Here is a 23,770-nt window from a genome sequence, read left to right on the forward strand (position 1 = left end):
GGGGATGTGTTAAAACAAAAACACATCCCCTTCTTGTATTATATCATTTCATATAAATATGCGGTCTGTTTTATTCCCATTCTATAATATGGGCTTGTTGATTATCAGTATTATACATTATATTTCTCATTAGCAGGGTACATTTTTAGGGTACGATTACTACAAACTGGTTGAGGCTAACACTCTGGAGATTAGGCTCATTTTTAAAATTTCAAATGAATTAATCTGAAATGACACCTCTGCAAGTTTTGCGCAAAGATACGGCTTTTTACTGGATAATTCACTATAACACTATATCAAATATTTCTTTGGGATGGTTTATAGTGCAAATCTCTGAGATTTGTTTCAGTTCCTCATTTCCCCACAGACAACCAACAAATTCCACCCCATATTCTAGGCAAGCCTTATAATCGTCAACCTCATCACCTATATATATTATATCAGATTTTGAAATGTTGTGAGTCTGCAAAATGTTATCTAATGCAACTTGCATTACCTTTTTCTTTCGTGCTAGATTCTCCATCGGATAACCTTGCCGATACCCATACACATTTTCCAGTGGAATGTTGAGGTTGAAGTACTGGATAACTTTCTTTACGGTTGAGCCAACATTTCCACTTACTATATATATAAGGTGTTGTTTTGAAAGTTGCTCTATAACCTCTTTAATACCATCAAATACTGAAAACTCAGAGATGTGCTTCTGTACCTCCTTATAATTTCTACCGTATTGTTTTGCTATGGATGAATTTACCAGTGTCATATCCATATCAAACAAAATAATTTTCCTGCAGTTTGTTCCCATAGTGCAAAGTTAGTGATAATCCAATTATTAACATTCACTTTTATCTCATTTGATATAAAAATGAAAGTCGCTATAGCCTTATCAAGCAATAACGACCTTCAAAATACGACTTATCTGCTTATTATCAAGTTATTATGCGATTATTGTAATATTCACTTACTTGCAGTTGTGAATATTAAAGATACCGATCAGATACTTTGCGATAATAATAGCCTTTGCCATATTCCAAACGATGGTTATCCATGTCCATTTCTATATAAGTGTCTCCACAATAAATTGTATTTCCACTTATACGATAGACACCTCTAGCTACGGTCGTTCCACAATCTGTTGCAACTAATTGCTGACTTTCTCTATCAATGCAAACTTTTGCATTGACTCTCACTGACCCCAAAGCCGTTGAAACCGTTGTGTTAAGTTCCCATATACCATTAATCCATTTAGGTCCCATCCGTTTTTCTTCTGCCGCTATTTGGTCTAGTTCTTTATTCTTGGCAAATTGTTCATTCGTTTCTAACTTACCAGTTCCAATGCTGTTGCCATAAACCTTAAACTCAGAGATACACAAATCATTCCATTTTTGACCGAAATAATATCCATCACTATTTTGGGTTGAGAATATCAGTCCTATTTTACTTGTTGGTTTGGAATTATCAAAGTTAGGACTTACAATTAAACTTTGAGGTTCAACAGTATCTTTTAATTTTCCTCTGTAAATTATATCGCTCTCATTGGGAAGTTCCTCTACCATATAATCTTCCCTATAAATAGTAATCCATGCAGCACGAGTGTTATTAAAAAAAGAAGCCTCATCCTTTCCATATCCATTAACAATCTCAACTTTACTAACCGTATGGCAATTTACAACAGTAAAAATAGGACCAAACAAAGCATCACAATCATAGATAGGACTATCAAGGTTCACCGCCCAAGCCGTTTTTAGATTGCCATCTATAAGATTATCTGCTGTGTATTTAGCAACTTTACTGGATGGCAAATAATATCCACATTCTGCTTTGGATATACTAATTTCGTGAGCCTTAGTTTGAAGTTCACTTTTTTCATCTTTAAAGCCATTAGACACCTCTGTTTCTGTTGGAGTAGATTTATTCTTTTTTGAAGAATATGTATTGAAATATAAACCAAAACCGAATGCAATAACTACTATAACCAAAACAGTAAATATCCAGAACGCACTTATTACATTCTTTTGCGATTGTTGCTTTTGTTCACTCATAATTTATTGTTCTATAAAATGTGTGATATAAAAATGCTATTTGCCAATGCCATCTCCATTTACGTTGTTAAAACGATGTTGAACGAAGAAAATTACCATTCTTTATCCTATCAATCACATAAGAATACAATTCATAAGGATATTGAGAAGTTGCATTAATCCAATCTCCAGTACGGTCATCTCTATATCCTGATTTTATAAGTTTGCCAAAATCATCAAATGACATAACAATAAAATGGCTACCATCTTCTATGTGCCAATCACCAATTGGTTTTCCTTCCGCATTGTATTTCCCATCGCATTTCACGATACGATTATCTTTATAAGATAAGGAAACCAGTTTCCCATTTTCAAATGTTCCACTTAAATAGCTGCGTTTGGGCTTATTTCTAGGACCTATGTATATATCGAATGCTATGGGTATGCCATTTTCGTTAAAGTTAATTTCGCTATGACTCACATCGTCATTATTATGATTATAAGAATCCCAAGTCCATCTTCCAACTTGTTTGTCATTCTTAAAATACCCCTTAGCGTAATCGTGACCATGATTTTGAAATGAAAAACTTCCCTCAAAAATTCTGCTACCATCGGGAGCATCTTTATACTGATAATTTGCAATTCCACTTATTGCTCCTCCGTTAAAGCCAAAGCCTTTTAAGTCAAAATCTCCGTTATATGTTTTTAGATTATCTGAAAAAGTAATAGATCCTAAAAACAGTTCCTCTTTAGTGTTATATTTTACTACAATATTGGGGTCATACGCAAAATAGAAAAGTAAATAAGAACTAAGACTTTTAATTTCGTAATTTCCCTTTTGATCCTGACGTGTTTTTTCCATCAGCTCAAGCCAAGTCATTGTCGGATGCGTAAAGAAATGATCATTTGCTTTCTTCTCAAATTCATACCATTCATTATCACCACCTATCACTTTATCTTTATCATTTTCTATTTGTTTATCATTAAATCCCGATTCAGCTAACATATATAATGTATCAACAGAAATTTTCAGTTTTTGTGATATTATATTTGCACTTTCGCTTAAATTTTCAGACAAATAATACCAGTAGTAATTACCATTTGATTTTACTGTATAAAGTCCAGCTTGCTTGAATCGCTTTCTAAGAGAATTAATTTGTTCTTGTGTAAAATGCTCTTTTTTAGGAATATTATAACTATCTTGAGCAAACAATGAAGATGGCATTAGCAAAAATACTAATACAGAAATTACACTACAAAATTCCCTAATTTTATCAAGATAGGTATGCTGTTTGTCATATTTAGGCTTACTCTCTTTATGAGTAAATACTGCTTCAACATCATCATTACTGAGCATGATGTTTTTTGTTAAAACTTCAGCTCCACCTTTAGGAAGTGTAGCTGTTCTTTCTTCAAGAATACGACCATCTTTCTTTTGTATTAATTGAAATGTTCCAATAGGAGCATTACAATTAGGACAATTAACTAAATCGTTATCGTCCAAAAACACACCGCATTCATCACATTCAAATTGTGCCATAGTAAAATCCCATTGCATCTATGGCTCTATGATGCGGTTTAATTGTAAATAATTGAAGCCACACAAAGAAAGTGGAGCCATATTTCCACATATCTTATTGGAGTGGCCCTAGGAAAGCCAAGAATACAGATAAGTAAGTGAAACGGACTCCACTTTGACTGTATATCAAGGTTGTTGATAATACAAGCCAAAGAGAGCATCATTCACCTTCATTCTGTATTCTATTGGTTGAAATTTCCTAGATTTATAGAATAAGCCTACAAAAAGAAAACAAGAGCCAAACAAGTGAAAATAAACACGCTGTTTTATAGGTATTTAGGTACGTATATTTCTTTTCAGTTGCTTTCATTGTTTTCAGTTGATTGGTTCTTATTCGGTACATTTTTGTTTCTTATTTGTTCCTCAATTCGGATTATTATTCCTACCTTTGCAACAGAAATAACAAGTAAAGGAATTGAATATGCCACGAGTAAAGAAGCCGACGAAAGTCAAAGAACCGATCCGTCTTCGGATGAAGCCGTTGAGCGACGGAAGCAAGAGTTTGTATCTGGATATTTACCGCGACGGAAAGCGGACATACGAGTATCTTAAAATGTATATCATCCCGGAAACGGACAATAATGCCCGGAAACGGAATCAAGTCACGATGGATGCAGCCAATGCAATCAAATCGAAGCGCATCATCGAATTGACTAACGGGGAAGCCGGTATCGAGAACAGGGAAAAGGTATTCTTGCTCGATTGGATGAATACATATAAAGAAAATCAGGCAAAACGAGGTAAAAAGGACGGAAACCAAATTGCAGTTACCATTCGCATCCTGAAAGACTATGCAGGAGAACGGATGACGATGGATCGAATCGACAAAGCATTCTGCCAGGACTACCTCGATTATCTGATGACGGAATATCGTCCTAAAGGAAAGCGTGTGTCGAACTTTACACTCCACACCTACTATCGTATCCTTAACGGGGCTTTGAACGCTGCCGTTCGTGCGGAGATTATCAAGGTCAATCCGTTTACCAAAATCAATAATTCGGATAAGATTCGCCTGCCGGAGAGCAAGCGGTCGTATATGACCATCGAGGAAGTCCGGGCGTTGATTGCCACTCCGATGAATAATGAAGCTGTGAAGTCCGCTTATTTGTTCTCCTGCTTCTGCGGATTGCGCGTGAGCGATATTGTCGGATTGAAGTGGAAAGACGTCTTCGTCGATAGAGGACAATACCGCTTGGCTGTGTCCATGCAAAAGACCAAAGAACCGATTTACCTGCCTCTTTCCCCCGAAGCGTTGAAATGGATGCCGGAACGGGGAGACAAGACGGCAGACGACCATGTGTTCGATTTGCCCAGTCCGTCGATGATGAATATACTTATCAAGCCTTGGGCGAAAGCTGCGGGAATAGACAAGCGGTTTACCTTTCACACCGCGAGGCACACTTTTGCCACGATGATGCTGACACTCGGTGCGGATCTCTATACGACCTCGAAGCTGCTCGGCCATGCTGATGTGAAAATGACGCAGGTGTACGCCAAAATCATCAATCAGAAAAAGGATGATGCCGTCAATTTGGTAAATGGATTGTTCGATTAGTCTAATGTAAATCGTATCTGCATATAGGCGGATTATAAACAGATTTAGGTTTACTTTAATCCGGGTACGTATAGGAAAAAAACAAAGTAAAGTGATTTATTTTGACCACAGAACACAAAATGAAGATGTTGATATTCTGCCCCACCGCTCGCCATATTGCAGACGGATTAGAACAAATGGAAGTGGCATAGATTACAGATACATATTTTATTTTTTGAAAAAATCAAGGATATGTTTTTTTGTTTCAAACATTATTCGTAATTTTGCGAACAACAAACAAAGATAAAAATGGAGAACAAAGAATATACAACAAAACAGGAGCAGCTCGCCCGTTTTGCAAAAGCGATGGGGCATCCGGCAAGGGTGGCTATTCTTGATTTTTTGATAAAGCAGAATAGCTGCTTTTTCGGTGACATCCACGAAGTGTTGCCTATCTCGAAAGCGACTGTTTCCCAACATCTGAAAGAGTTGAAAGACGCAGGCTTGATACAAGGAGAGATAGAAACACCGAAGGTGAAATATTGTATCAACCGGGAGAATTGGGAAATAGCTTCCATGCTCTTTGCCGAGTTTTTCGGTCAATGTGCGTGTAAAAAGGAAAGTTGTTGCGAATAGCGGCAATTTTTTTAGAATCCATGTTCGTAGTTTGACGAATTGCGAATAAGCAAATGAATAAAACCAATTAAAACAAGAAAAATGAAAAAAGTAATGTTAATGATGGCCATGTGCCTCGGAATGTTTGCGTGCGGCAACAGCAACGCAAAAGGGAACAAAGCGGCAGAGGAACAATCACAAAAAGACCGTGTGGAGGTTCTGTATTTTCACGGCAAACAGCGTTGTGCCACCTGTGTGGCGATAGAAAAGAATGCAAAGGAAGCTGTTGAAGCGCAATTTGCAGGCGAGCTGAAAAACGGAACGGTCGTTTTCAGGTCAATCGACATTTCCAAAGCGGAGAATGAAAAGATTGCCGAGAAATATGAGGTTACCTGGTCGTCTCTTTTTGTCTGCAAATGGAAAGACGGGAAAGAAACTTTTGAAAATCTGACGGAGTATGCCTTCGCCAATGCCCGAACTGCTCCCGACACGTTCAAGAGCGGAGTGATTGAGAAAGTCGGAGCCTTAATGAAATAAAGCCGTATGGAGTGGTTACAGACTTTATTGGATAGTAGCACGACCCCAGCATTGACGGCTTTTCTGCTGGGGTTGCTCACGGCTGTATCTCCCTGCCCGTTGGCTACGAATATAGCCGCCATCGGCTTCATCGGCAAGGACATTGAAAACCGCCGCCGGATTTTCCGAAACGGGCTTTTATATACGCTTGGCCGTGTCTTCGCCTATACGGTATTGGGAGTCGTGTTGATTTTGGTATTGAGAGAAGGTTCAAGCCTGTTCGGTATCCAGAAGTTTATCGGTAAGTACGGCGAACTGATTCTCGGTCCGGCTGTGCTGTGTATCGGTTTGTTCATGCTGTTCGGCAACAGGCTCAAACTGCCCTCTTTCGGCTTCAAGGGGAATGGCGAGGGGTTGGCTCGTAAAGGCGGTTGGGGTGCGTTCCTACTCGGAATGCTGTTCGCAATGGCGTTTTGTCCGACCAGCGGCGTGTTTTATTTCGGTATGTTGATTCCAATGTCTGCAACGGCAACCGCAGGTTATCTGTTACCCGTATTGTTTGCCATAGCCACAGCCCTGCCGGTCTTGATTGTTGCTTGGATATTGGCATTCAGCGTACAGCATATCGGCAGTTTTTACGGCAAGATGCAGACGGTTCAAAAATGGCTGAATTGGATTGTCGGTGGCGTGTTTACGGCTATCGGCGTATATTATTGTGTGATTATGTATTTGTAAAAGTAAAGAATATGGAAACGAAGAAAGAAAACAAAAAAGGGTTCTGGGCATCGCTGTTCTCTCCGAAACCTTGCCCCTGTTCGTGTGGCGACAACCTGATTATCGAGGAAGTCGAAAAACCGACAGCCTCCTGTTGTTGCGAAGACAAGGCAGCTACGACAAAAACGGGCATAAAAGAAGTAAAAATACTGGGGCCGGGTTGTGCAAAATGCAAAGCAACTTATCAGGCTATCGAGAAAGTAATCAACGAGAACAATCTCGATGTGAAGCTCACGAAAATCGAGGATATTACGGAAATCATGAGCTATAATGTCATGGGAACCCCTGCGGTCGTAGTGGACGAGGTTGTGAAAATAAAAGGGCATGTCCCGTCAGAGAGTGAGATAAAACAAATATTCGGCATTTAGGATGTGGCTATGGATACAAGGAAAGAATTGAAAATCCTGTTTTGGATGATCGCAATCTTTACGGCGGTCTTCTTCCTGCCGCTGGGAAGCGAACGGTTTATGACCGCCGTAGATGCAACCCTTGACCTTGCAAAGTGGTATGCACGGGAGCATGTCGTGTTGTGTCTGCTTCCCGCATTCTTTATTGCGGGTGTTATTGCCGTGTTTGTCAGTCAGGGTTCTGTGCTGAAATATTTCGGTGCGAACGCCAAAAAATGGCTTTCTTATACGGTGGCTGCTATTTCGGGTGGTATCCTTGCCGTATGTTCGTGCACGATTCTGCCGCTCTTTACGAGTATTTACAAGCGTGGCGCGGGATTGGGTCCGGCAATCGCATTTCTCTATTCCGGTCCGGCAATCAGCATTCTGTCGATTATCCTGACGGCGCGGATTCTGGGGTTTGAAATGGGAGTGGCACGCGTTATCGGTGCTGTGCTTTTCTCCGTCGTGATCGGATTGGCTATGTCGTTCATTTTCCGCAAGGAAGAGAAAGCTAAGAAAGAGGAGCAGATGAATATCGTTCCGCCACCTGAAAAACGTCCGATGTGGCAGACTTCGTTCCATTTCTTCACGCTGGTTCTTATCCTTGTGTTTGCCAATTGGGGCGCACCTGCCGCCTCCGATACGGGGTTGTGGTACAATATATTTACTTACAAGTGGTATATAACCGGAGGTTTGTCGCTTCTGTTGTGCTGGTCGCTTGTCAGGATACTGAATTTGCGTGTGCTTTGGGTTGCACTCGGTGCTGCGGCAACTGTCGCTTCGGTTGTCCTTGCCAACCTGTTTATCGACAATGCCAAATTGGTTCCGCTCGTGCCGATGATTGTCGCGATTACCGCTCTTTCCGTTATTCTCTTGTTTGACAAGCGGGACGAGGAAAATCGGGAATGGGCATTTGCTTCATGGGGATTTGCCAAACAGATTCTTCCGTTATTGGCTATCGGTGTGGTAACAGCAGGTTTCTTGCTTGGTTCAACGCATGACAATACCTCTATCGCAGGTATCATTCCGAACAGTTGGATCGAGTGGGCAGTCGGCGGCAATTCGTTGCTGTCCAACTTCTTTGCCAGCTTTACGGGGGCATTCATGTATTTCGCCACTCTGACCGAAGTTCCGATTATTCAAGGTTTGTTGGCTTCGGGTATGGGCAAAGGTCCCGCTTTGGCTTTGCTATTGGCGGGTCCCTCGTTGTCCCTTCCGAATATGTTGGTTATTCGTGGCGTATTGGGAACGAAGAAAACAGTCGTGTATGTGGCACTCGTTATCGTCATGGCGACAATTTCGGGCTTTGTATTCGGAAATCTGTTTTAGAAGGAGGGGCTATGAGGATATTGGTGCTTTGTACAGGCAACAGTTGCCGCAGCCAGATGGCTCACGGCTTTCTGCAATCCTTCGATAATACGCTTGAGGTTTGTTCGGCAGGTACGCATCCTGCCGGACAAGTCAATCCCCAAGCGGTAGCGACCATGCAGGAGATTGGTATTGATATTTCCAGACATACCCCAAAGGATGTCAAACAATACCTTAATCAGGAGTGGGATTATGTGATAACCGTATGCGGCAATGCCAAGGAGACCTGTCCGAACTTTGTCGGTAAGGTAAAGCACCGCGTACATATAGGGCTTGACGATCCGTCGGAAGTTGCCGGAACATCGGATTTTGTAACGAATGAATTTCGCAGAGTAAGAAACCAGATTCAAGAGCGGTTCCATGACTTTTATCTCAACATAAGATCTGATAAACATGAAGAAATATAGAGCCTATATACCTGTTGTTCTTATCATTCTGCTATTTGTATTATTAGTCGTATTCAGGGATAAGATGGTAAATTATATCTCCACGAGTATGACGGAACAAATGACGACAGATGATATGGAGAAAGTCCGCAACTTTGTTGAAGAACAATATGATTATGGCAAGAACGGCAAGGGGTATCGTTATACTTTCCTTGAATTTGGATCGACGGGTTGTAATGCTTGTCGGCAGATGGAGGGTGTAATGGAGGAAATCAAATCAAAATTTCCGGACACAGTGCATGTTGTTTTTATCAATGTCATGGGAAAAGAGAATAAAGCGATTGTTGATTACTATGGTATAGCAACTATACCCACACAAATATTGCTTGACAGACAAGGCGAGGAGTTTTATCGCCACAGCGGGTATTTGTCCGCCGATGATATTTCTATCAAATTCAAGTGAAAATGAATACATTAGTTCAAACATTACAATATTTCGTATTTATCACGATTGAGCTGATTGCACTGTTTCTATTGATAAGTGCAGTTGTCGAAATTATCCTGATGTATATTCCGGAAGAAAAAATCCGGAGAAAGTTATCCGGAGCCGGTATATGGGGAAATGTTATCGCAACAGGGTTTGGGGCTTTGACCCCATTTTGCGCTTGCTCCACTATTCCGATGACAGTCGGATTCCTCAATGCGGGAGTGCCTTTCGGTACAACAATGTCTTTTTTGATAGCGTCTCCGCTGTTGAATCCTATTATTATCGGGATGTTGGGTGCTATGGTCGGGATGAAGGCTATGGTTATCTATTTTGTACTTGCGTTTATCTGTTCCGTTATTTTCGGATTTATCCTTGAAAAAATAGGAGCACAAAAATATGTGAAGAATGTCCGATTGAAACCATCTTCGTGTTGTTGTGGCGCACAAATAGATAAACGGAATTTGCCTTTCGGACAAAAAATAAAAATGGCATTTTCAGGTGCATGGAACAGCCTTCGTCCTATCATGGTATATTTACTTATCGGTGTTGCTCTGGGAGCTGGTATCTATGGGTATATGCCGCAGGATTTTGTGATGAAAGTCGCGGGACCGGATAATCCTTTTGCTGTGCCTGCTGCTGCCGTTTTAGGTATTCCTCTTTATATCCGTGCAGAGACCGCCATTCCAATCGGAGTTGCATTGATGGGTAAGGGAATGAGTTTGGGAGCCGTCATTGCATTGGTTATCGGAGGTGCGGGAATGGCAATTCCGGAGATGTCTATGTTGGCAAGTATATTCAAGAAAAAGTTAGTCGCCATGATAGTTGTCGTCATATTCCTTACGGCGGTAGTATCTGGTTATTTGTTTAATGTTTTGTTGTGATTCAATATGGAAGAAAAAATTGACATGAAAGAACAACGTAAAAAATCTTCTCTTTTTTTGAAGGGAAGCAACACCTGACCCACTTTGTTACTGAACAGAATGTAGCAGAAGAACTATTCAAGTTACTCTCCGAAGCGAGAGAACTCTATCTCCAAAATGTGATTGCGGATGGCAAGCGGTACAGTCGCTATGTGGATGACTTCATCAACAGTCACCGGTACATAAACTGCGATAATGCGGTTTGCCGGAACTGCCACGAAATGAACATCCACATCGTTAAGGGACTGCTGACAGAATGCCCCCACCTTATCCAACCTCTTTTTACCGCATCAGATTTCTCTTTTGAGGAGTGTATGGAATTGCGAAGGCAGTATGACAGGTCGGAGCCGTTGCCAATACCAGTTGTGCATCATACCGATAAGGTGACAGATGCCCCGCCGCTTTCTTTCGGCTGCAACTTCACTCAAGAACAGATGACAGGTATTGTGTCTTGTGCCAATACTTATCATCTGTTTTGCGTTTCTATGCTCCGCGTCGAGGATATGGAAGCTCTCTTTTCCTGCAAAGAGGGCTTTCATATCCGGGTGAATAATCTCCGCCATGTGGTTATCCTATTCGATGCGCTTCTTGAAAACTCGCTCATCCAATCCCGCTGGCAGTCCGTTCTCGACAAAGGACGGTTCTTGCAATCGAAGGACAGCACACGGTTTATTACCGCTTCCAATCTTTCGTCTGCGTTGTCTGCAGTCAGAAACAACAAGACAGCGGTCGCCTACAGCATCCGGCGAGCCATCGGACTGCTGAAAGCAAGTGCGAATAAATCTACCATGTGAAAGATAAAAGAATGAGAGTTAGCGCGATACTTGCATAGTATCATGCTGATAATTTCCACTCCTTTATCGGCATATCATACCTTTGTCCTCCGTTATCGACGTACTGATAACGGAGGTACAATTCTATTGTCAAATTTTAATCAAAAACATATGTCGAACAGACTAACTTTCATGGAGCGGATGAACGAACGGATTACCGCCCTTGAATCGGTTCTCAAAAAGCTGGAACCGGTTGAAAACATATTGGAACGGATGGATTTGTTGGAGAAAAGCATTTACTCGACAAAGCAGGTCTTTACGTTTCAGGATGCCTGCATGTATATCGGTGTTTCCGACAGTATGCTGTACAAGCTCACGGCGAACAAAGAGATTCCGCATTACAAACCGCGCGGCAAGATGATCTACTTCGCCAAGGAAGAACTGGACGAATGGCTCCTGCAGAACCATGAACTGGCAGCGGATGATGCCATGCGTATGGCTACCGAAGCCGCAGTAACACAACCATTCTTAAAGCAAAGACGCTATGGAAAACGAAAGAAGGACTGATTACAGCATCGGTGCAGGGCTTGAGGAGCATAAACTGCTGGATATTCTTGCCGCTTCCCAAATCAGGGCTACCGACACCTACGAAACGCCCCCACAGATCATTTGGATAGATAATTCGACGATAGCCACCCTCGGCAATTTCAGTGCATCGACCGGTAAAGCCAAGTCGAAAAAGACATTCAATGTCTCGGCACTTGTTGCCGCGTCGCTTGCCGGACGGCAGGTACTGAACTACCGGGCGCATCTGCCGGAGGGAAAGCGCAGAATCTTGTATGTCGATACGGAACAGAGCCGCTTCCACTGTCACACGGTTTTGGAACGCATTTTACGACTTGCCGGCTTGCCTACGAAGACAGACAACGAGAATCTCGACTTTATCTGCCTAAGAGAATACACGCCGGCAGTGCGCATCGAGGTCATAGACTATGCCTTGCGTCAGAACAAAGGCTACGGGCTGGTCATTATCGACGGCATCCGCGACCTGATGCTCGACATCAACAGCACCGGTGAATCGGTGGAAGTCATCAACAAGATGATGGAGTGGTCTTCCCGATACGACCTGCATATCCACTGCGTGCTCCATTTGAACAAAGGGGATAATAATGTCCGGGGACATATAGGCACGGAGATGAGCAACAAGGCGGAAACCGTACTGGTCATCAGCAAAAGCAATGACAATCCGAGTGTCAGCGAAGTCCACGCGCTGCATATCCGTGAAAAAGAGTTCAAACCCTTTGCTTTTACCGTTGATGACAACGGGCTGCCTGTCATCGCGGAACACCATTCGTTCAATGGCGACATCAAACAGAAATCCCGGATGAGTTTTATGGATTTGTCCATAGAGCAGCACCGGGAAGCCCTTTCCGTCGCTTTTGGAGACAAACCCATCAAAGGTTTCGAGAATATGTTGCAGGCTCTTATGGATTCCTATGCGGCCATCGGATTCAAACGGGGACGCAGTGTCATGGTGAAGCTGTTGCAATACCTGACCGATAATCTCAAACTCATCATCAAACGGGACAAGCTGTTTTATAATGACATGACACCTACCGAGGTCATGCTTTTCGATGAAGAATGAGACCGTATGCAAATACATACCGGATATAATGCAAGGAAAAAGACATGACCATAGCAGAAGCAAAACAAATACGCATCGTGGATTTCTTGGCACAACTCGGCCACCGTGCGCTATATGTAAAATCAGGACAGCACTGGTATCTCTCGCCATTGCGGGAGGAACGTACTCCGTCATTCAAAGTGAACGACCGGATAAATGAATGGTATGATTTCGGCGAGGCTACCGGCGGCGACCTGGTGGAACTTGGAAAGCACCTGTATCAAACGAACAACGTGAGCGAGGTGCTGGCATTCATCGAGAGGCACGCAAAGGCCGCACCGCTACCGTTTATCCGTGTGCCGACCGCTCCGCCCCGACCGGTGGAGGCGGAAATGAAAGATGTAATCGTGGTTCCGCTGCGCCACCACGCATTGTTTTCTTACCTCCAGTCCCGGCTGATCGATGCGGACATCGGTCGGATGTTCTGCCGTGAAGTGCATTACGAACTGCGCCAAAGGCACTATTTCGCTCTCGCGTTCGGCAATATCTCCGGCGGCTACGAGGTGCGTAACGCATATTACAAGGGATGCCTGAACAACAAGGATATTTCTTTGATAAGACACCGGAACGAAGAAACGCAGGAAAGGGTCTGTGTCTTCGAGGGGTTTATGGATTTCCTCTCCTATCTGACGCTGAAGCAGACAGGGGACAATACGGTGTGTATTGATATGCCATGCGACTACCTCGTGATGAACTCGGTAAACAACCTGAGAAAGGCACTGACACACTTGCAGGAATATTCATACATTCACTGTTACCTTGACAATGACCTTGCCGGGCAGAAAACCGCCGAGACCATTGTCGGCATGTATGGCGGACGTGTCAATGACGAATCCGGCCGTTATGCGGAATACAAAGACCTGAACGATTATCTGCGCGGAAAGAAACGTTGATGCCTTGTCGCCATTTTCCGTTCAAAGCCCTCCATCGTGAGGGCTTTTTTTATGCCCTCCCATTCCTCCTTTTTTCTCTGCTGGAATAGGCATATAGTACGATTTAATAGTTCGATTTTGAGAATTTACACAAATCTTACTAACGGAATATTTGTTTATTGTTCAATTATTTTATAGTTCGATATTTCGTGTATTCCTTTGTAAAATCATACTAATATAAATTTCAATATCCATACTAAAAGATATGAACTCATATTTCATTTTTGCCCTTGTCCTGACGGTCGCTTACGTCATCTACTACGCCGCTGTCATCACGCATGACCTTTATGGGAAAAAGGGAACGGATAAAAAGGACGAAGAGGTTTTCGACATCGGCGCACCGGAGGACGAGGAAGAAAGCATCGCTGTCACGGAGAGTGAAACGGGCTTCAGTATCGGCAGCGAGAGCTACGACACTGAAAGTGCAGCTACCGTTCCGGAAGTGCCGCAGGAAGAAAGCGCAAACAACCCGACTGCGACGCAGGAAAAATTGGAGCGGTTGAAAGCCGAGGCGGAGGAACGGATGGAAGACACCGTGCCTTACCTGTCGGACGCACGCACTTCGGAAGAGATGTACAAGGCGATGATTGCCAAAGGACGGGTGGACAACCGGCCTGAAATAATGTGGAACCCAATTCAAGACCGGTTGTGAAATGTCGAAAGCTAAGAAGATACTATGTGCGGTGTGCCTCACGCTCCCCTACACGGTTTCCGCCAAGAGCGGCAGCGTGAACTACAGTTGGGGCGCGGACGCGCTGGCTACGATGCACGACTACGTGGTGACGATGATGTTGTACGTCCAGTACATCTGTTGCGCCATAGCCGGAGTTTATGTCATCGTATCCTGTTTTCAGATTTATGTCAAGATGAACACGGGCGAGGACGGCATCACCAAGTCGATACTGACACTCGTGGGTGCGTGCCTGTTCCTTATCGGTGCGTTCGTCGTCTTCCCGGCCTTCTTCGGCTACCGCATATAACACCGACCGCATGACGGTCACAGATAAATAAAAGTATTCACCAAAAACAGTAAACGTATGTTTCAAAGAACCAAACGAATGTGCCGAAAGGCAATGGGATTCATCAACGGAATCTCCACCAAGGTAAAGATGCTCGCTATCATGCTGCTGTCCGGCACGACTGCAATGGCACAGAACTCCGCCGGCGACTACTCCGCCGGTACAAGTGCGTTGTCCACCGTCGCGGAGGAGATTGCCAAGTACGTGCCTATCATGGTCAAACTCTGTTACGCCATTGCCGGCGTCGTGGCCATCGTGGGCGCAATAAGCGTGTATATCGCCATGAACAACGAGGAGCAGGATGTCAAGAAGAAGATCATGATGGTCGTGGGAGCCTGTATCTTCTTGATCGCGGCGGCCAAGGCGTTGCCCCTGTTCTTCGGTATTGTCGCTTAAACTGACAGAGGATGAAAGGCAAGGACGAACGTTATCCGGATTATCCGCTGTTCAAGGGGTTGCAACGGCCTCTTGAGTTTCTGGGCATTCAGGGACGATACATCTATTGGGCTGCAGCGACAACATGCGGAGCCATTGTCGGCTTCGTCGCCGCCTACTGCCTGATAGGTTTCGTTGCCGGCCTTGTCGTGCTGGCAGCCGTCGTATCGGCAGGCATCGTGCTCATCATCCTCAAACAGCGGAAGGGACTGCACAGCAAGAAGATCGCACCGGGTGTGTACGTCTATGCCCACTCGCGCAAGATCTGACGAAAGAGAAACCATCACGGCAATGTGCATGGCTATATTGATTGTTGAACGCGGGCGGGTTTGTCTTGAGGCAAGGCGAACCTGCCCCTATTTTTAATTACACGTATATCGAAATGACCCTATACATTATCACAGCCTTTATCGCACTGTGCATCGGCATGGCCGTATCGGTCTATGCGTTCGGCACGGGCGGCAAGCGCAAGCGAATCTTCCAGGACATCTACTTTTCGGCGGAAGAGACGGACGGTGTGGGCGTGCTGTACACCAAGACCGGCGAATATTCCGCTGTACTGAAAATAGAGAATCCGGTGCAGAAGTATTCGGCGGATATCGACTGCTACTACGAGTTCACGCACCTGTTCACCGCCCTTGCGCAGACATTGGGCGAAGGGTACGCCATCCACAAGCAGGATATTTTCGTCAGGAAACGCTTTGAGAATGGAACGGACGGCAGACGGGAATTTCTCTCGGCGTCATACTTCCGTTATTTCGGTGGCCGCCCATACACAGACAGCCTTTGCTACCTGACCATCACGCAGGAGGCTAAGAAAAGCCGCCTTTTCTCGTTCGACAACAAGAAATGGCGCGACTTCCTCGTGAAAATCCGCAAAGTACACGACCAATTGCGTGACAGCGGTGTGCAGGCCAGATTCCTGAACAAAGCCGAAGCAAGCGAGTATGTGGATCGCTACTTCGCCATGAATTTCAACGACCGCACCGTCTCGATGACAAACTTCAAGGCAGACGATGAGACCGTCTCTATGGGCGACAAGCGTTGCAAAGTGTACAGCCTCGTGGATGTGGATTGTGCCGCACTGCCGTCGTTGATCCGTCCCTACACGAATATCGAGGTAAACAATACCGAAATGCCGGTGGATTTGGTGTCGGTGGTAGATAGCATACCGAATGCCGAGACTGTGGTCTATAACCAAATCATCTTCCTGCCCAACCAAAAGCGGGAGCTGTCGCTGCTCGACAAGAAAAAGAACCGTCACGCGAGCATTCCCAACCCGAACAACCAGATGGCCGTCGAGGACATCAAGCGGGTTCAGGAGGTCATTGCCCGTGAGAGCAAGCAGCTTGTGTACAGTCATTTCAGCATGGTGGTGGCAGTACCGGCCGATGCCGACCTGCAAAAGTGTACGAACCACCTTGAAAACGCATTCGGGCGCATGGGTATCCATATCAGCAAACGAGCCTACAATCAATTAGAGCTGTTCGTGGGTGGATTTCCCGGCAACTGTTACTCCCTTAGTGAGGAGTATGACCGCTTCCTAACGCTTGGCGATGCGGCAACATGCCTGATGTACAAGGAACGCATCCAGCACAGCGAAGAGACACCGCTGAAAGTGTACTATACCGATCGTCAAGGCGTGCCGGTAGCGATTGACATCACGGGAAAAGAGGGAAAGAACAAACTGACGGACAACTCCAATTTTTTCTGTCTGGGGCCTTCGGGCAGCGGCAAGAGCTTTCATATGAACTCGGTCGTGCGCCAGCTTCATGAACAGAACACCGATGTCGTTATGGTAGATACCGGTAACTCTTATGAAGGTCTATGCGAGTATCTGGGTGGTAAGTATATATCATATACAGAGGAAAAGCCTATCACGATGAATCCGTTCCGCATCAACCGGGAAGAGATGAACGTGGAGAAAACGGGCTTTCTGAAAAATCTTGTGCTGCTCATCTGGAAAGGGACGCAGGGAACGATTACCAAGACGGAAGACCGCCTGATAGAGCACGTCATCACGGAATATTACGATGCCTACTTCAACGGGTTCGAGGGTTTCACGCCCCAGCAACGGGAGGACTTGCGCAAAAGCCTTGTCATCGACGACCGCAATCGCGGCGAACAAAAGGGCGAAAGCGAGCAGGAACGTGCCGCACGCATCGAGGACATCATAAACAAGATAGAAAGCAGACGCATGAAACTGAAAGTAAAAGAGCTTTCGTTCAATTCCTTCTATGAATACTCCGTGCAACGCATACCCGACATCTGCGATGAAAACCGCATTACGGGCATCGACATATCGACCTATCGCTATATGATGAAAGATTTTTACCGGGGTGGTAATCACGACAAGACACTGAACGAGAACATGGACAGTTCGCTGTTCGATGAGACCTTTATCGTCTTTGAAATCGACAGTATAAAAGATGACCCTCTTCTTTTCCCTCTTGTTACGCTGATTATCATGGATGTATTCCTACAGAAAATGCGTATCAAGAAGGGTCGAAAGGTCTTGGTCATCGAAGAGGCGTGGAAAGCCATCGCCAGTCCGCTCATGGCGGAGTACATCAAGTTCATGTACAAGACAGCGCGTAAGTTCTGGGCAAGTGTCGGTGTGGTGACGCAGGAGATACAGGACATTATCGGCAGCGAAATCGTGAAAGAGGCCATCATCAACAACTCGGATGTGGTGATGCTGCTCGACCAGAGTAAGTTCCGTGAAAGGTTCGACACCATCAAGGCGATCCTTGGCTTGACCGATGTGGACTGCAAGAAAATTTTTACCATCAACCGCCTTGAGAACAAGGATGGACGCAGTTTTTTCCGGGAAGTCTTCATCCGTCGCGGCACGACCAGCGGAGTGTACGGTGTGGAAGAACCGCACGAGTGCTATATGACCTACACGACGGAACGGGCAGAGAAAGAGGCTCTGAAACTTTACAAGAAAGAGCTTCGGTGCAGCCATCAGGAAGCTATCGAGGCGTATTGCCGCGATTGGGAAGCCAGTGGCATCGGCAAGTCGCTGCCGTTCGCCCAAAAAGTAAACGAGGCCGGACATGTACTCAATCTCCGTTCCGTGCGTGAATCCCAATAAATACGGTTGATATGAAACGACTACTCCTGATTCTGACAATCGTCTCGGTCTCACTCTGCCAGAGTGTACATGCACAGTATTACAGTGTGAACTACGACACACGCACCGTTGCGGCAATGGTAGCCGCTTTCGGTACGGAAGCCATTGCTGAAGGATACTATCGGGAGCAGGTCGATGACATCCTGAAGCACTACACGGCGGCAGAGGTTGCCGCAGCCGGAATATTCGCCTCCAAATTCTTGGAGCATAAAGCCCTGACCGACCTCGGTATATGGAACAGCCGCACGGAAAACTATTATTACCGGCGCATCTACCGGATGGTCGCGGAGAAAATCATGCCCAAGATATGGGTCGTAGCGAAACAGATGCTTCACTCGCCGCAGACGGCTATCTATTGGGGCAGCTACCTGATGAAGATCTGCGACGATACCAAAAGCCTGTGTATGCAGTTCGAGAGTGTGGTGACCAACAGCACGCTGACCTTCTCGGACATCGCGTTCCTCGAAATCAATCCGGATATTGCCCCCTTGCTGAAACTGTCGGAAGCCGGTAACATCGACTGGCAGCGTATAATGGACGACCTTGCCCGTGTACCGAACCGCTTTACGCGCGAGAACCTGCAAAACGACCTTGACAACCTTTACAACATGGGGGTCGGTCTTGCGACTGCCGGCATCGCCAACATCGGCGACGCGCTATTGCCCCAAAGTGCCTTCCACGAACTGATGAACGGCAAACTCGGAGCTATCGTCACCCTGTATGACCACTACGGTGGTTTGCTTGAGCAGGCGGAGAACGGCATCGGAGCAATGTTGCTCGATAAAATCGGAGGCACGGATAATGTTGCCGGACTGTTCGGCTTCGGGAACTATGACCTTGCCGGATGGATGAGCGACTACCTGAGCGAGGCCACAGGAAGCTATTACACACAGCGGTGGTATATCGCCCGGCGCGACCAAGGAAGCGTATCGCTGTGCGACTACTATCCTCCGACGGATGATAACAGCATCCTGAACGGAAGCGCATGGGTACGTTTCAACACCAGCGACCCGAATTTCTATCCCAATGCCTCGCAACGGGAACAGGTGCTCGCCAACTCGGAAAACCATGCCGGTTGGTCGAGAAACCGCGTGCAGCAGTTGAACAACCGGAACGACGGGTTCAGCTACAGCATCAACTACTGGATGAGTGCCTATATCATCAGCAAGAAAAACAAGCAGACCAAGAAAGCATACGCATACGAAATCCATGTGAGCAAGAGCTGGAACAAGGAAGAGGTAGTCTATGAGGATGTCTTCGATTCCTACTCTATGGACTTGAACACGTTTCGGGCGCAACTGAACGTGCGGCTTGCGGAGTTCAACGAGAATGAGGACGGCTATACTTATTATATATCCTCCGGTGCGCGGAACTATTATCAGGCAACGGACGCTGCCAAACTGAAAGGATGCGAGAGCGTGACCATCAGCGTGACCTGTTCCGACGGAGTGACGCTCGGACAAGGCTCCACGCAGTACAAGTGCCGCAAGTGCGGCAGCTCACTGAACGCCCACACCAAGGAGTGCGCCATGCAGACTTCGGTCACGGAAAATAACCTTGACCTCTCGGAGCTGGATGCGATGTTGAGCGAGGCGAATACCAAAGTCTCCGCACTTGAAGCACAAATCAGGGCTTTGGAAGACGAGAACGCCATACTGCTGAAAAAAATCAGTACGGCAAGCATCGAGGATGCGGCGGTCTATCGCCAGCAATACAATGCGAACAAGACACGGATAGACGGCTTGAAAGGTGAACTGGCGGAATGGAAGAAAAAACAATCCGATTATACTCAGGCAAAATCGGAAGCCGCAGACGACAACAGCGTGGCGACGGATGATTATTACCGCATCCCGGCCATCATGCAGGACTGCAAGGCGGCATACAGCCTTACGTGGCAGGACGGCGGAGCATGGAACGGTTACTCGTATGTACGCAAGGCGACGATGCCGAATATCAACGGCATCATCACGTTCAGGGCAACGGTCTCGATAGCCCGTAAACCGAAATATTTTCTGGGAATCAAGATACACCGCGCCATTATACAGATACGGTGGGAGCTGACTTCGGAATATTCCGACACGCACGTCGCTGACGTACTGACCTTAGACCCGAATCTGTCCGATGCGGAGAAAAGCAAAATAGTGAACGACCGCATCGCGGAAATTGCCCGTGAACACCCCTCGTGCAAGATAACGACAGAATATGCCCGTACCACACCTGCGGAGGAAACACCGACCGGGGATGTATATCATCTGCTGTGGTCGAGTGACCGTCTCGAAATAGCAAGGGAGGTGGATTCTCGTATCACGAAGATATACGCTGACCTTGTGTCCTTGGAGAAAATGATGCACTACAAACGGAGCATCCTCGATGTGATGAAGGATGTGCTGCCCGGCCTGGATATGGATGCCGGACGCCGGCTGACGCTTGTGGAAGAGTGCCATGACCGCTGGGTGGAGAACGCACGGACACTCCGGAACAGGGTTGAAAGAAAGGAGGAACGGCAATGAGACGGAATCTGATTATAATCCTCATGCTGGTTGTCCTGCTGCCCGGTATCGCCAAAGCGCAGTGGACTTTCGATGTGGTTTCCGTCGAAGCCTACATCAATGACCATAAGAAGCAACGCAGCCTGCTGCTTGCACGCAGCACTTTGGAATACAGCAATAAACTGTTGCACGAGTACAGCCGGAAGGAAGTCGGGAATTATAAGGAACTGAACGTAGATCTCGACCGGTACACCCGTGCGTTCGACGTCATCGACGTGATGTACCAGTCGTTACGCACGGTGCTGAATGTAAAGAACACTTATACGGCAGTCAGCGACCGCATTGGTGACTACAAGGATTTGCTGGATGACTTCAATAAGAAAATCCTGAAACGAGGGCACATCGAATCCGCCGACACGCTGATTCTTGCCATCAACGCAAGGGGGCTGCGAGCGATTGCCGCCGAGGGCGAACAGCTATACAAGTCGGTGAGTGACCTCGTGCTGTACGCCACAGGTGCGGCAGCCTGTTCGACCAGTGACCTGTTGATGGTGCTGGAGGCGATCAACCGGTCGTTGGACAACATCGAGCGGCATCTGAACCGGGCGTATATCGAGACATGGCGGTACATACAGGTTCGTATAGGCTACTGGAAAGCAAAAGTATATCGCTCACGCACCAAGCAGGAGATTCTTGACGATGCCTTCGGGCGGTGGCGCGGAGCCGGAAGATTGGAACATTAACGATAAAAGGGAAAAGAATATGAACAGAAGATTTTTACTCATGGCGGTTGCTGTTGTTGCGACGTCGGCCGCACACGCGCAGTATGTAACGTACAACCACGATTCGTCAAAGCAGAATCAGGTCACGGTCATGGAAACGGGCACGGGGGCACTGTCGCCCGACCTCTATTATTCCGTGCTTCACAACAAATACAAAAAGTCGGCGGCGGCCAAGAACAAACTCTCGTTCCGCACGCTCGCAGGTATCAATCTATACAATCAGACGGATGAAGCGGAAGCCATCGACTCCGCTCTGGTCAAGCGTGCGAAAATCGAGGCGTTGAATGTCGCCGACCGGCAAGTGGACATTGCATGGCTCGCCGAGGGCAGTAAAGTCAATGGAGAGATGGAACGGTTCAAACGCAACATCGACCGCATCCTCCTGTCCGGCGGTACTCCGTCAGACAAAGAGCGGTGGACGGAATACTACCGTGTATATCAGTGTGCCATCGACGCTACGAAAGATGCCTATATGCCCAATGCACAACGCAAGAAGGAGTATCTGCGCATCTATGGGGATGTGGCGAGACAGAATGAAACGCTCGTGTTGTTCCTTGCCAAACGGCAGAATGCCGGTGTGACAAGTGCGCTGCTGAACGTAACGGACAACCGCACCCTGCATAAGGGCGGCATTGTCCGCAATGCCATGAGCCGGTGGCAGGAATCGCGACTTGCGGTGCGAGGTGCGCAGTCGGGCGGCAACGGGAACAACGGAGGTGACAGCGACGGGGATGAGACGGTAAACAGAGGAAAATAAAAATACGGGCTATGGCAAACGGAGATATACTTTCGGATTTCGGCATCAACCTATTGGAAGAGGAAATAGATGATGTCATTTTTCAGACCAATGAGTTCCTGACGGATGCGACCTTTACCGGCGCACAGGGACCTTTCTGGTGGATTTTGCAGATGTGCATGGCTCTGGCGGCCCTCTTCTCTATTGTCATGGCGGCAGGTATCGCCTACAAGATGATGGTGAAGCACGAGCCGCTGGACGTGATGAAGTTGCTCAGACCGTTGGCCGTGTCGATTATCATCTGCTGGTGGTATCCACCTGCGGACACGGGAATGGCAGGTAGTAGAAGCAACTGGTGCTTCCTCGATTTCCTGTCCTATATCCCGAACTGCATCGGATCGTACACGCACGATTTGTACGAGGCCGAAGCCTCACAGATTTCGGACAGGTTCGAGGAGGTGCAGCAACTCATCCATGTACGGGACACGATGTACACGAACCTGCAGGCGCAGGCCGATGTCGCCCACACGGGAACTTCTGACCCAAACCTGATAGAGGCGACAATGGAACAGACCGGCGTGGACGAGGTAACAAACATGGAGAAGGACGCATCGAAACTTTGGTTCACATCACTGACAGCAGGCGTCATCGTGGGGATAGACAAAATCATCATGCTGATTGCCCTTGTCGTGTTCCGTATCGGATGGTGGGCAACCATCTACTGTCAGCAGATCCTACTCGGTATGCTGACGATATTCGGCCCGATACAATGGGCGTTCAGCATCTTGCCGAAATGGGAAGGTGCTTGGGCGAAGTGGCTGACACGCTACCTGACGGTGCATTTCTACGGGGCTATGCTCTACTTCGTCGGGTTTTATGTCTTGCTGCTCTTTGACATTGTGTTGTGCATCCAAATCGAGAACCTGACCGCAATCACAGCCAGTGAGCAGACGATGGCTGCTTACCTGCAAAACTCGTTCTTCTCGGCCGGCTACTTGATGGCGGCAAGCATCGTGGCTTTGAAATGTCTGAACCTCGTGCCGGACTTGGCAGCATGGATGATACCTGAAGGCGACACGGCATTCTCTACCCGAAACTTCGGCGAAGGTGTGGCGCAGCAGGCCAAAATGACAGCTACCGGAGCGATGGGTGGAATAATGAGGTAAATGATTGAATTTATAAATATTTGACAACT

Annotated in this window: 25 protein-coding genes; 22 read left to right on the forward strand and 3 right to left on the reverse strand. The window is 46.5% G+C overall.

The annotated features are described in order from the left end of the window. Positions 1–283: 283 nt before the first annotated feature. The 3 genes from HPS56_RS06585 to HPS56_RS06595 form a co-directional block, all read right to left on the reverse strand. Positions 284–805: an HAD family hydrolase gene (locus HPS56_RS06585; protein ID WP_172275379.1), complete on the reverse strand. Its 522-nt coding sequence runs from the start codon at positions 803–805 to the stop codon at positions 284–286. Between the two features lie 175 nt (positions 806–980). Beyond that, the gene (locus tag HPS56_RS06590; protein WP_172275380.1) at positions 981–2,042 is read right to left on the reverse strand and encodes an NADase-type glycan-binding domain-containing protein; all 1,062 of its coding nucleotides are present in this window, start codon (positions 2,040–2,042) and stop codon (positions 981–983) included. Between the two features lie 67 nt (positions 2,043–2,109). Continuing rightward, positions 2,110–3,561, reverse strand: a complete 1,452-nt coding sequence (locus HPS56_RS06595) for a hypothetical protein (protein ID WP_172275381.1) — start codon at positions 3,559–3,561, stop codon at positions 2,110–2,112. Between the two features lie 460 nt (positions 3,562–4,021). On the opposite strand from HPS56_RS06595, the gene HPS56_RS06600 reads away from it, so the two are divergent. From HPS56_RS06600 to HPS56_RS06705, 22 genes are all read left to right on the forward strand, one after another. Continuing rightward, positions 4,022–5,155, forward strand: coding sequence for a site-specific integrase (locus HPS56_RS06600; RefSeq protein WP_172275525.1), 1,134 nt, complete (start codon positions 4,022–4,024; stop codon positions 5,153–5,155). A 288-nt stretch (positions 5,156–5,443) separates the two neighbouring features. Next, positions 5,444–5,770, forward strand: a complete 327-nt coding sequence (locus tag HPS56_RS06605; RefSeq protein ID WP_172275382.1) for an ArsR/SmtB family transcription factor — start codon at positions 5,444–5,446, stop codon at positions 5,768–5,770. A gap of 81 nt (positions 5,771–5,851) precedes the next feature. Then, the gene (locus HPS56_RS06610) at positions 5,852–6,286 is read left to right on the forward strand and encodes a nitrophenyl compound nitroreductase subunit ArsF family protein (protein ID WP_172275383.1); all 435 of its coding nucleotides are present in this window, start codon (positions 5,852–5,854) and stop codon (positions 6,284–6,286) included. 6 nt (positions 6,287–6,292) lie between these two features. Further along, positions 6,293–7,000 carry an aromatic aminobenezylarsenical efflux permease ArsG family transporter gene (locus HPS56_RS06615; protein ID WP_172275384.1) on the forward strand — a complete coding sequence of 236 codons (708 nt, stop codon included), beginning with the start codon at positions 6,293–6,295 and terminating at the stop codon, positions 6,998–7,000. Positions 7,001–7,170: 170 nt separating this feature from the next. Next, a complete protein-coding gene (locus tag HPS56_RS13320) occupies positions 7,171–7,407 on the forward strand; it encodes a thioredoxin family protein (protein WP_285822031.1) in 237 nt (78 codons plus the stop codon). Positions 7,408–7,416: 9 nt separating this feature from the next. Then, positions 7,417–8,757: a permease gene (locus tag HPS56_RS06625; protein WP_172275386.1), complete on the forward strand. Its 1,341-nt coding sequence runs from the start codon at positions 7,417–7,419 to the stop codon at positions 8,755–8,757. 11 nt (positions 8,758–8,768) lie between these two features. Next, positions 8,769–9,203 (forward strand): arsenate reductase ArsC, encoded by a 435-nt coding sequence (locus HPS56_RS06630; protein WP_172275387.1) that lies wholly within the window; start codon positions 8,769–8,771, stop codon positions 9,201–9,203. Further along, positions 9,190–9,645, forward strand: a complete 456-nt coding sequence (locus tag HPS56_RS06635; RefSeq protein ID WP_172275388.1) for a thioredoxin family protein — start codon at positions 9,190–9,192, stop codon at positions 9,643–9,645. Before HPS56_RS06630 ends, HPS56_RS06635 begins: the two co-directional genes overlap by 14 nt. A gap of 2 nt (positions 9,646–9,647) precedes the next feature. Beyond that, positions 9,648–10,550 (forward strand): permease, encoded by a 903-nt coding sequence (locus HPS56_RS06640; protein WP_172275389.1) that lies wholly within the window; start codon positions 9,648–9,650, stop codon positions 10,548–10,550. A 44-nt stretch (positions 10,551–10,594) separates the two neighbouring features. Further along, entirely contained in the window at positions 10,595–11,383 is a 789-nt protein-coding gene (locus HPS56_RS06645) for a hypothetical protein (protein ID WP_369800284.1), read from the forward strand. 171 nt (positions 11,384–11,554) lie between these two features. Beyond that, positions 11,555–11,929: a helix-turn-helix domain-containing protein gene (locus HPS56_RS06650; RefSeq protein WP_501981705.1), complete on the forward strand. Its 375-nt coding sequence runs from the start codon at positions 11,555–11,557 to the stop codon at positions 11,927–11,929. Beyond that, complete coding sequence (locus HPS56_RS06655) at positions 11,907–13,007, forward strand: AAA family ATPase (protein ID WP_172275391.1); 1,101 nt, start codon at positions 11,907–11,909, stop codon at positions 13,005–13,007. The genes HPS56_RS06650 and HPS56_RS06655 overlap by 23 nt, the downstream gene beginning before the upstream one ends. 44 nt (positions 13,008–13,051) lie before the next feature. Then, complete coding sequence (locus tag HPS56_RS06660) at positions 13,052–13,939, forward strand: DUF8464 domain-containing protein (RefSeq protein WP_172275392.1); 888 nt, start codon at positions 13,052–13,054, stop codon at positions 13,937–13,939. Between the two features lie 244 nt (positions 13,940–14,183). After that, a complete protein-coding gene (locus HPS56_RS06665) occupies positions 14,184–14,630 on the forward strand; it encodes a hypothetical protein (protein ID WP_172275393.1) in 447 nt (148 codons plus the stop codon). A 1-nt stretch (position 14,631) separates the two neighbouring features. Continuing rightward, positions 14,632–14,958: a DUF4134 domain-containing protein gene (locus HPS56_RS06670; RefSeq protein ID WP_172275394.1), complete on the forward strand. Its 327-nt coding sequence runs from the start codon at positions 14,632–14,634 to the stop codon at positions 14,956–14,958. A 57-nt stretch (positions 14,959–15,015) separates the two neighbouring features. Continuing rightward, the gene (locus HPS56_RS06675) at positions 15,016–15,393 is read left to right on the forward strand and encodes a DUF4134 domain-containing protein (RefSeq protein ID WP_172275395.1); all 378 of its coding nucleotides are present in this window, start codon (positions 15,016–15,018) and stop codon (positions 15,391–15,393) included. Positions 15,394–15,404: 11 nt separating this feature from the next. Beyond that, positions 15,405–15,701 (forward strand): DUF4133 domain-containing protein, encoded by a 297-nt coding sequence (locus HPS56_RS06680; protein ID WP_172275396.1) that lies wholly within the window; start codon positions 15,405–15,407, stop codon positions 15,699–15,701. A 113-nt stretch (positions 15,702–15,814) separates the two neighbouring features. Beyond that, positions 15,815–18,529 (forward strand): TraG/VirB4 family ATPase, encoded by a 2,715-nt coding sequence (locus tag HPS56_RS06685; protein WP_172275397.1) that lies wholly within the window; start codon positions 15,815–15,817, stop codon positions 18,527–18,529. A gap of 11 nt (positions 18,530–18,540) precedes the next feature. Further along, complete coding sequence (locus tag HPS56_RS06690; protein WP_172275398.1) at positions 18,541–21,078, forward strand: hypothetical protein; 2,538 nt, start codon at positions 18,541–18,543, stop codon at positions 21,076–21,078. After that, the gene (locus tag HPS56_RS06695; RefSeq protein WP_172275399.1) at positions 21,075–21,800 is read left to right on the forward strand and encodes a hypothetical protein; all 726 of its coding nucleotides are present in this window, start codon (positions 21,075–21,077) and stop codon (positions 21,798–21,800) included. Before HPS56_RS06690 ends, HPS56_RS06695 begins: the two co-directional genes overlap by 4 nt. Before the next feature lie 19 nt (positions 21,801–21,819). Then, a complete protein-coding gene (locus tag HPS56_RS06700; RefSeq protein WP_172275400.1) occupies positions 21,820–22,596 on the forward strand; it encodes a DUF5045 domain-containing protein in 777 nt (258 codons plus the stop codon). Positions 22,597–22,607: 11 nt separating this feature from the next. Next, positions 22,608–23,741, forward strand: a complete 1,134-nt coding sequence (locus HPS56_RS06705) for a hypothetical protein (RefSeq protein ID WP_172275401.1) — start codon at positions 22,608–22,610, stop codon at positions 23,739–23,741. Positions 23,742–23,770: the final 29 nt, after the last annotated feature.

This window comes from Xylanibacter muris, from assembly GCF_013166605.1.
GTDB classification, from domain to species: Bacteria; Bacteroidota; Bacteroidia; order Bacteroidales; family Bacteroidaceae; genus Prevotella; species Prevotella muris.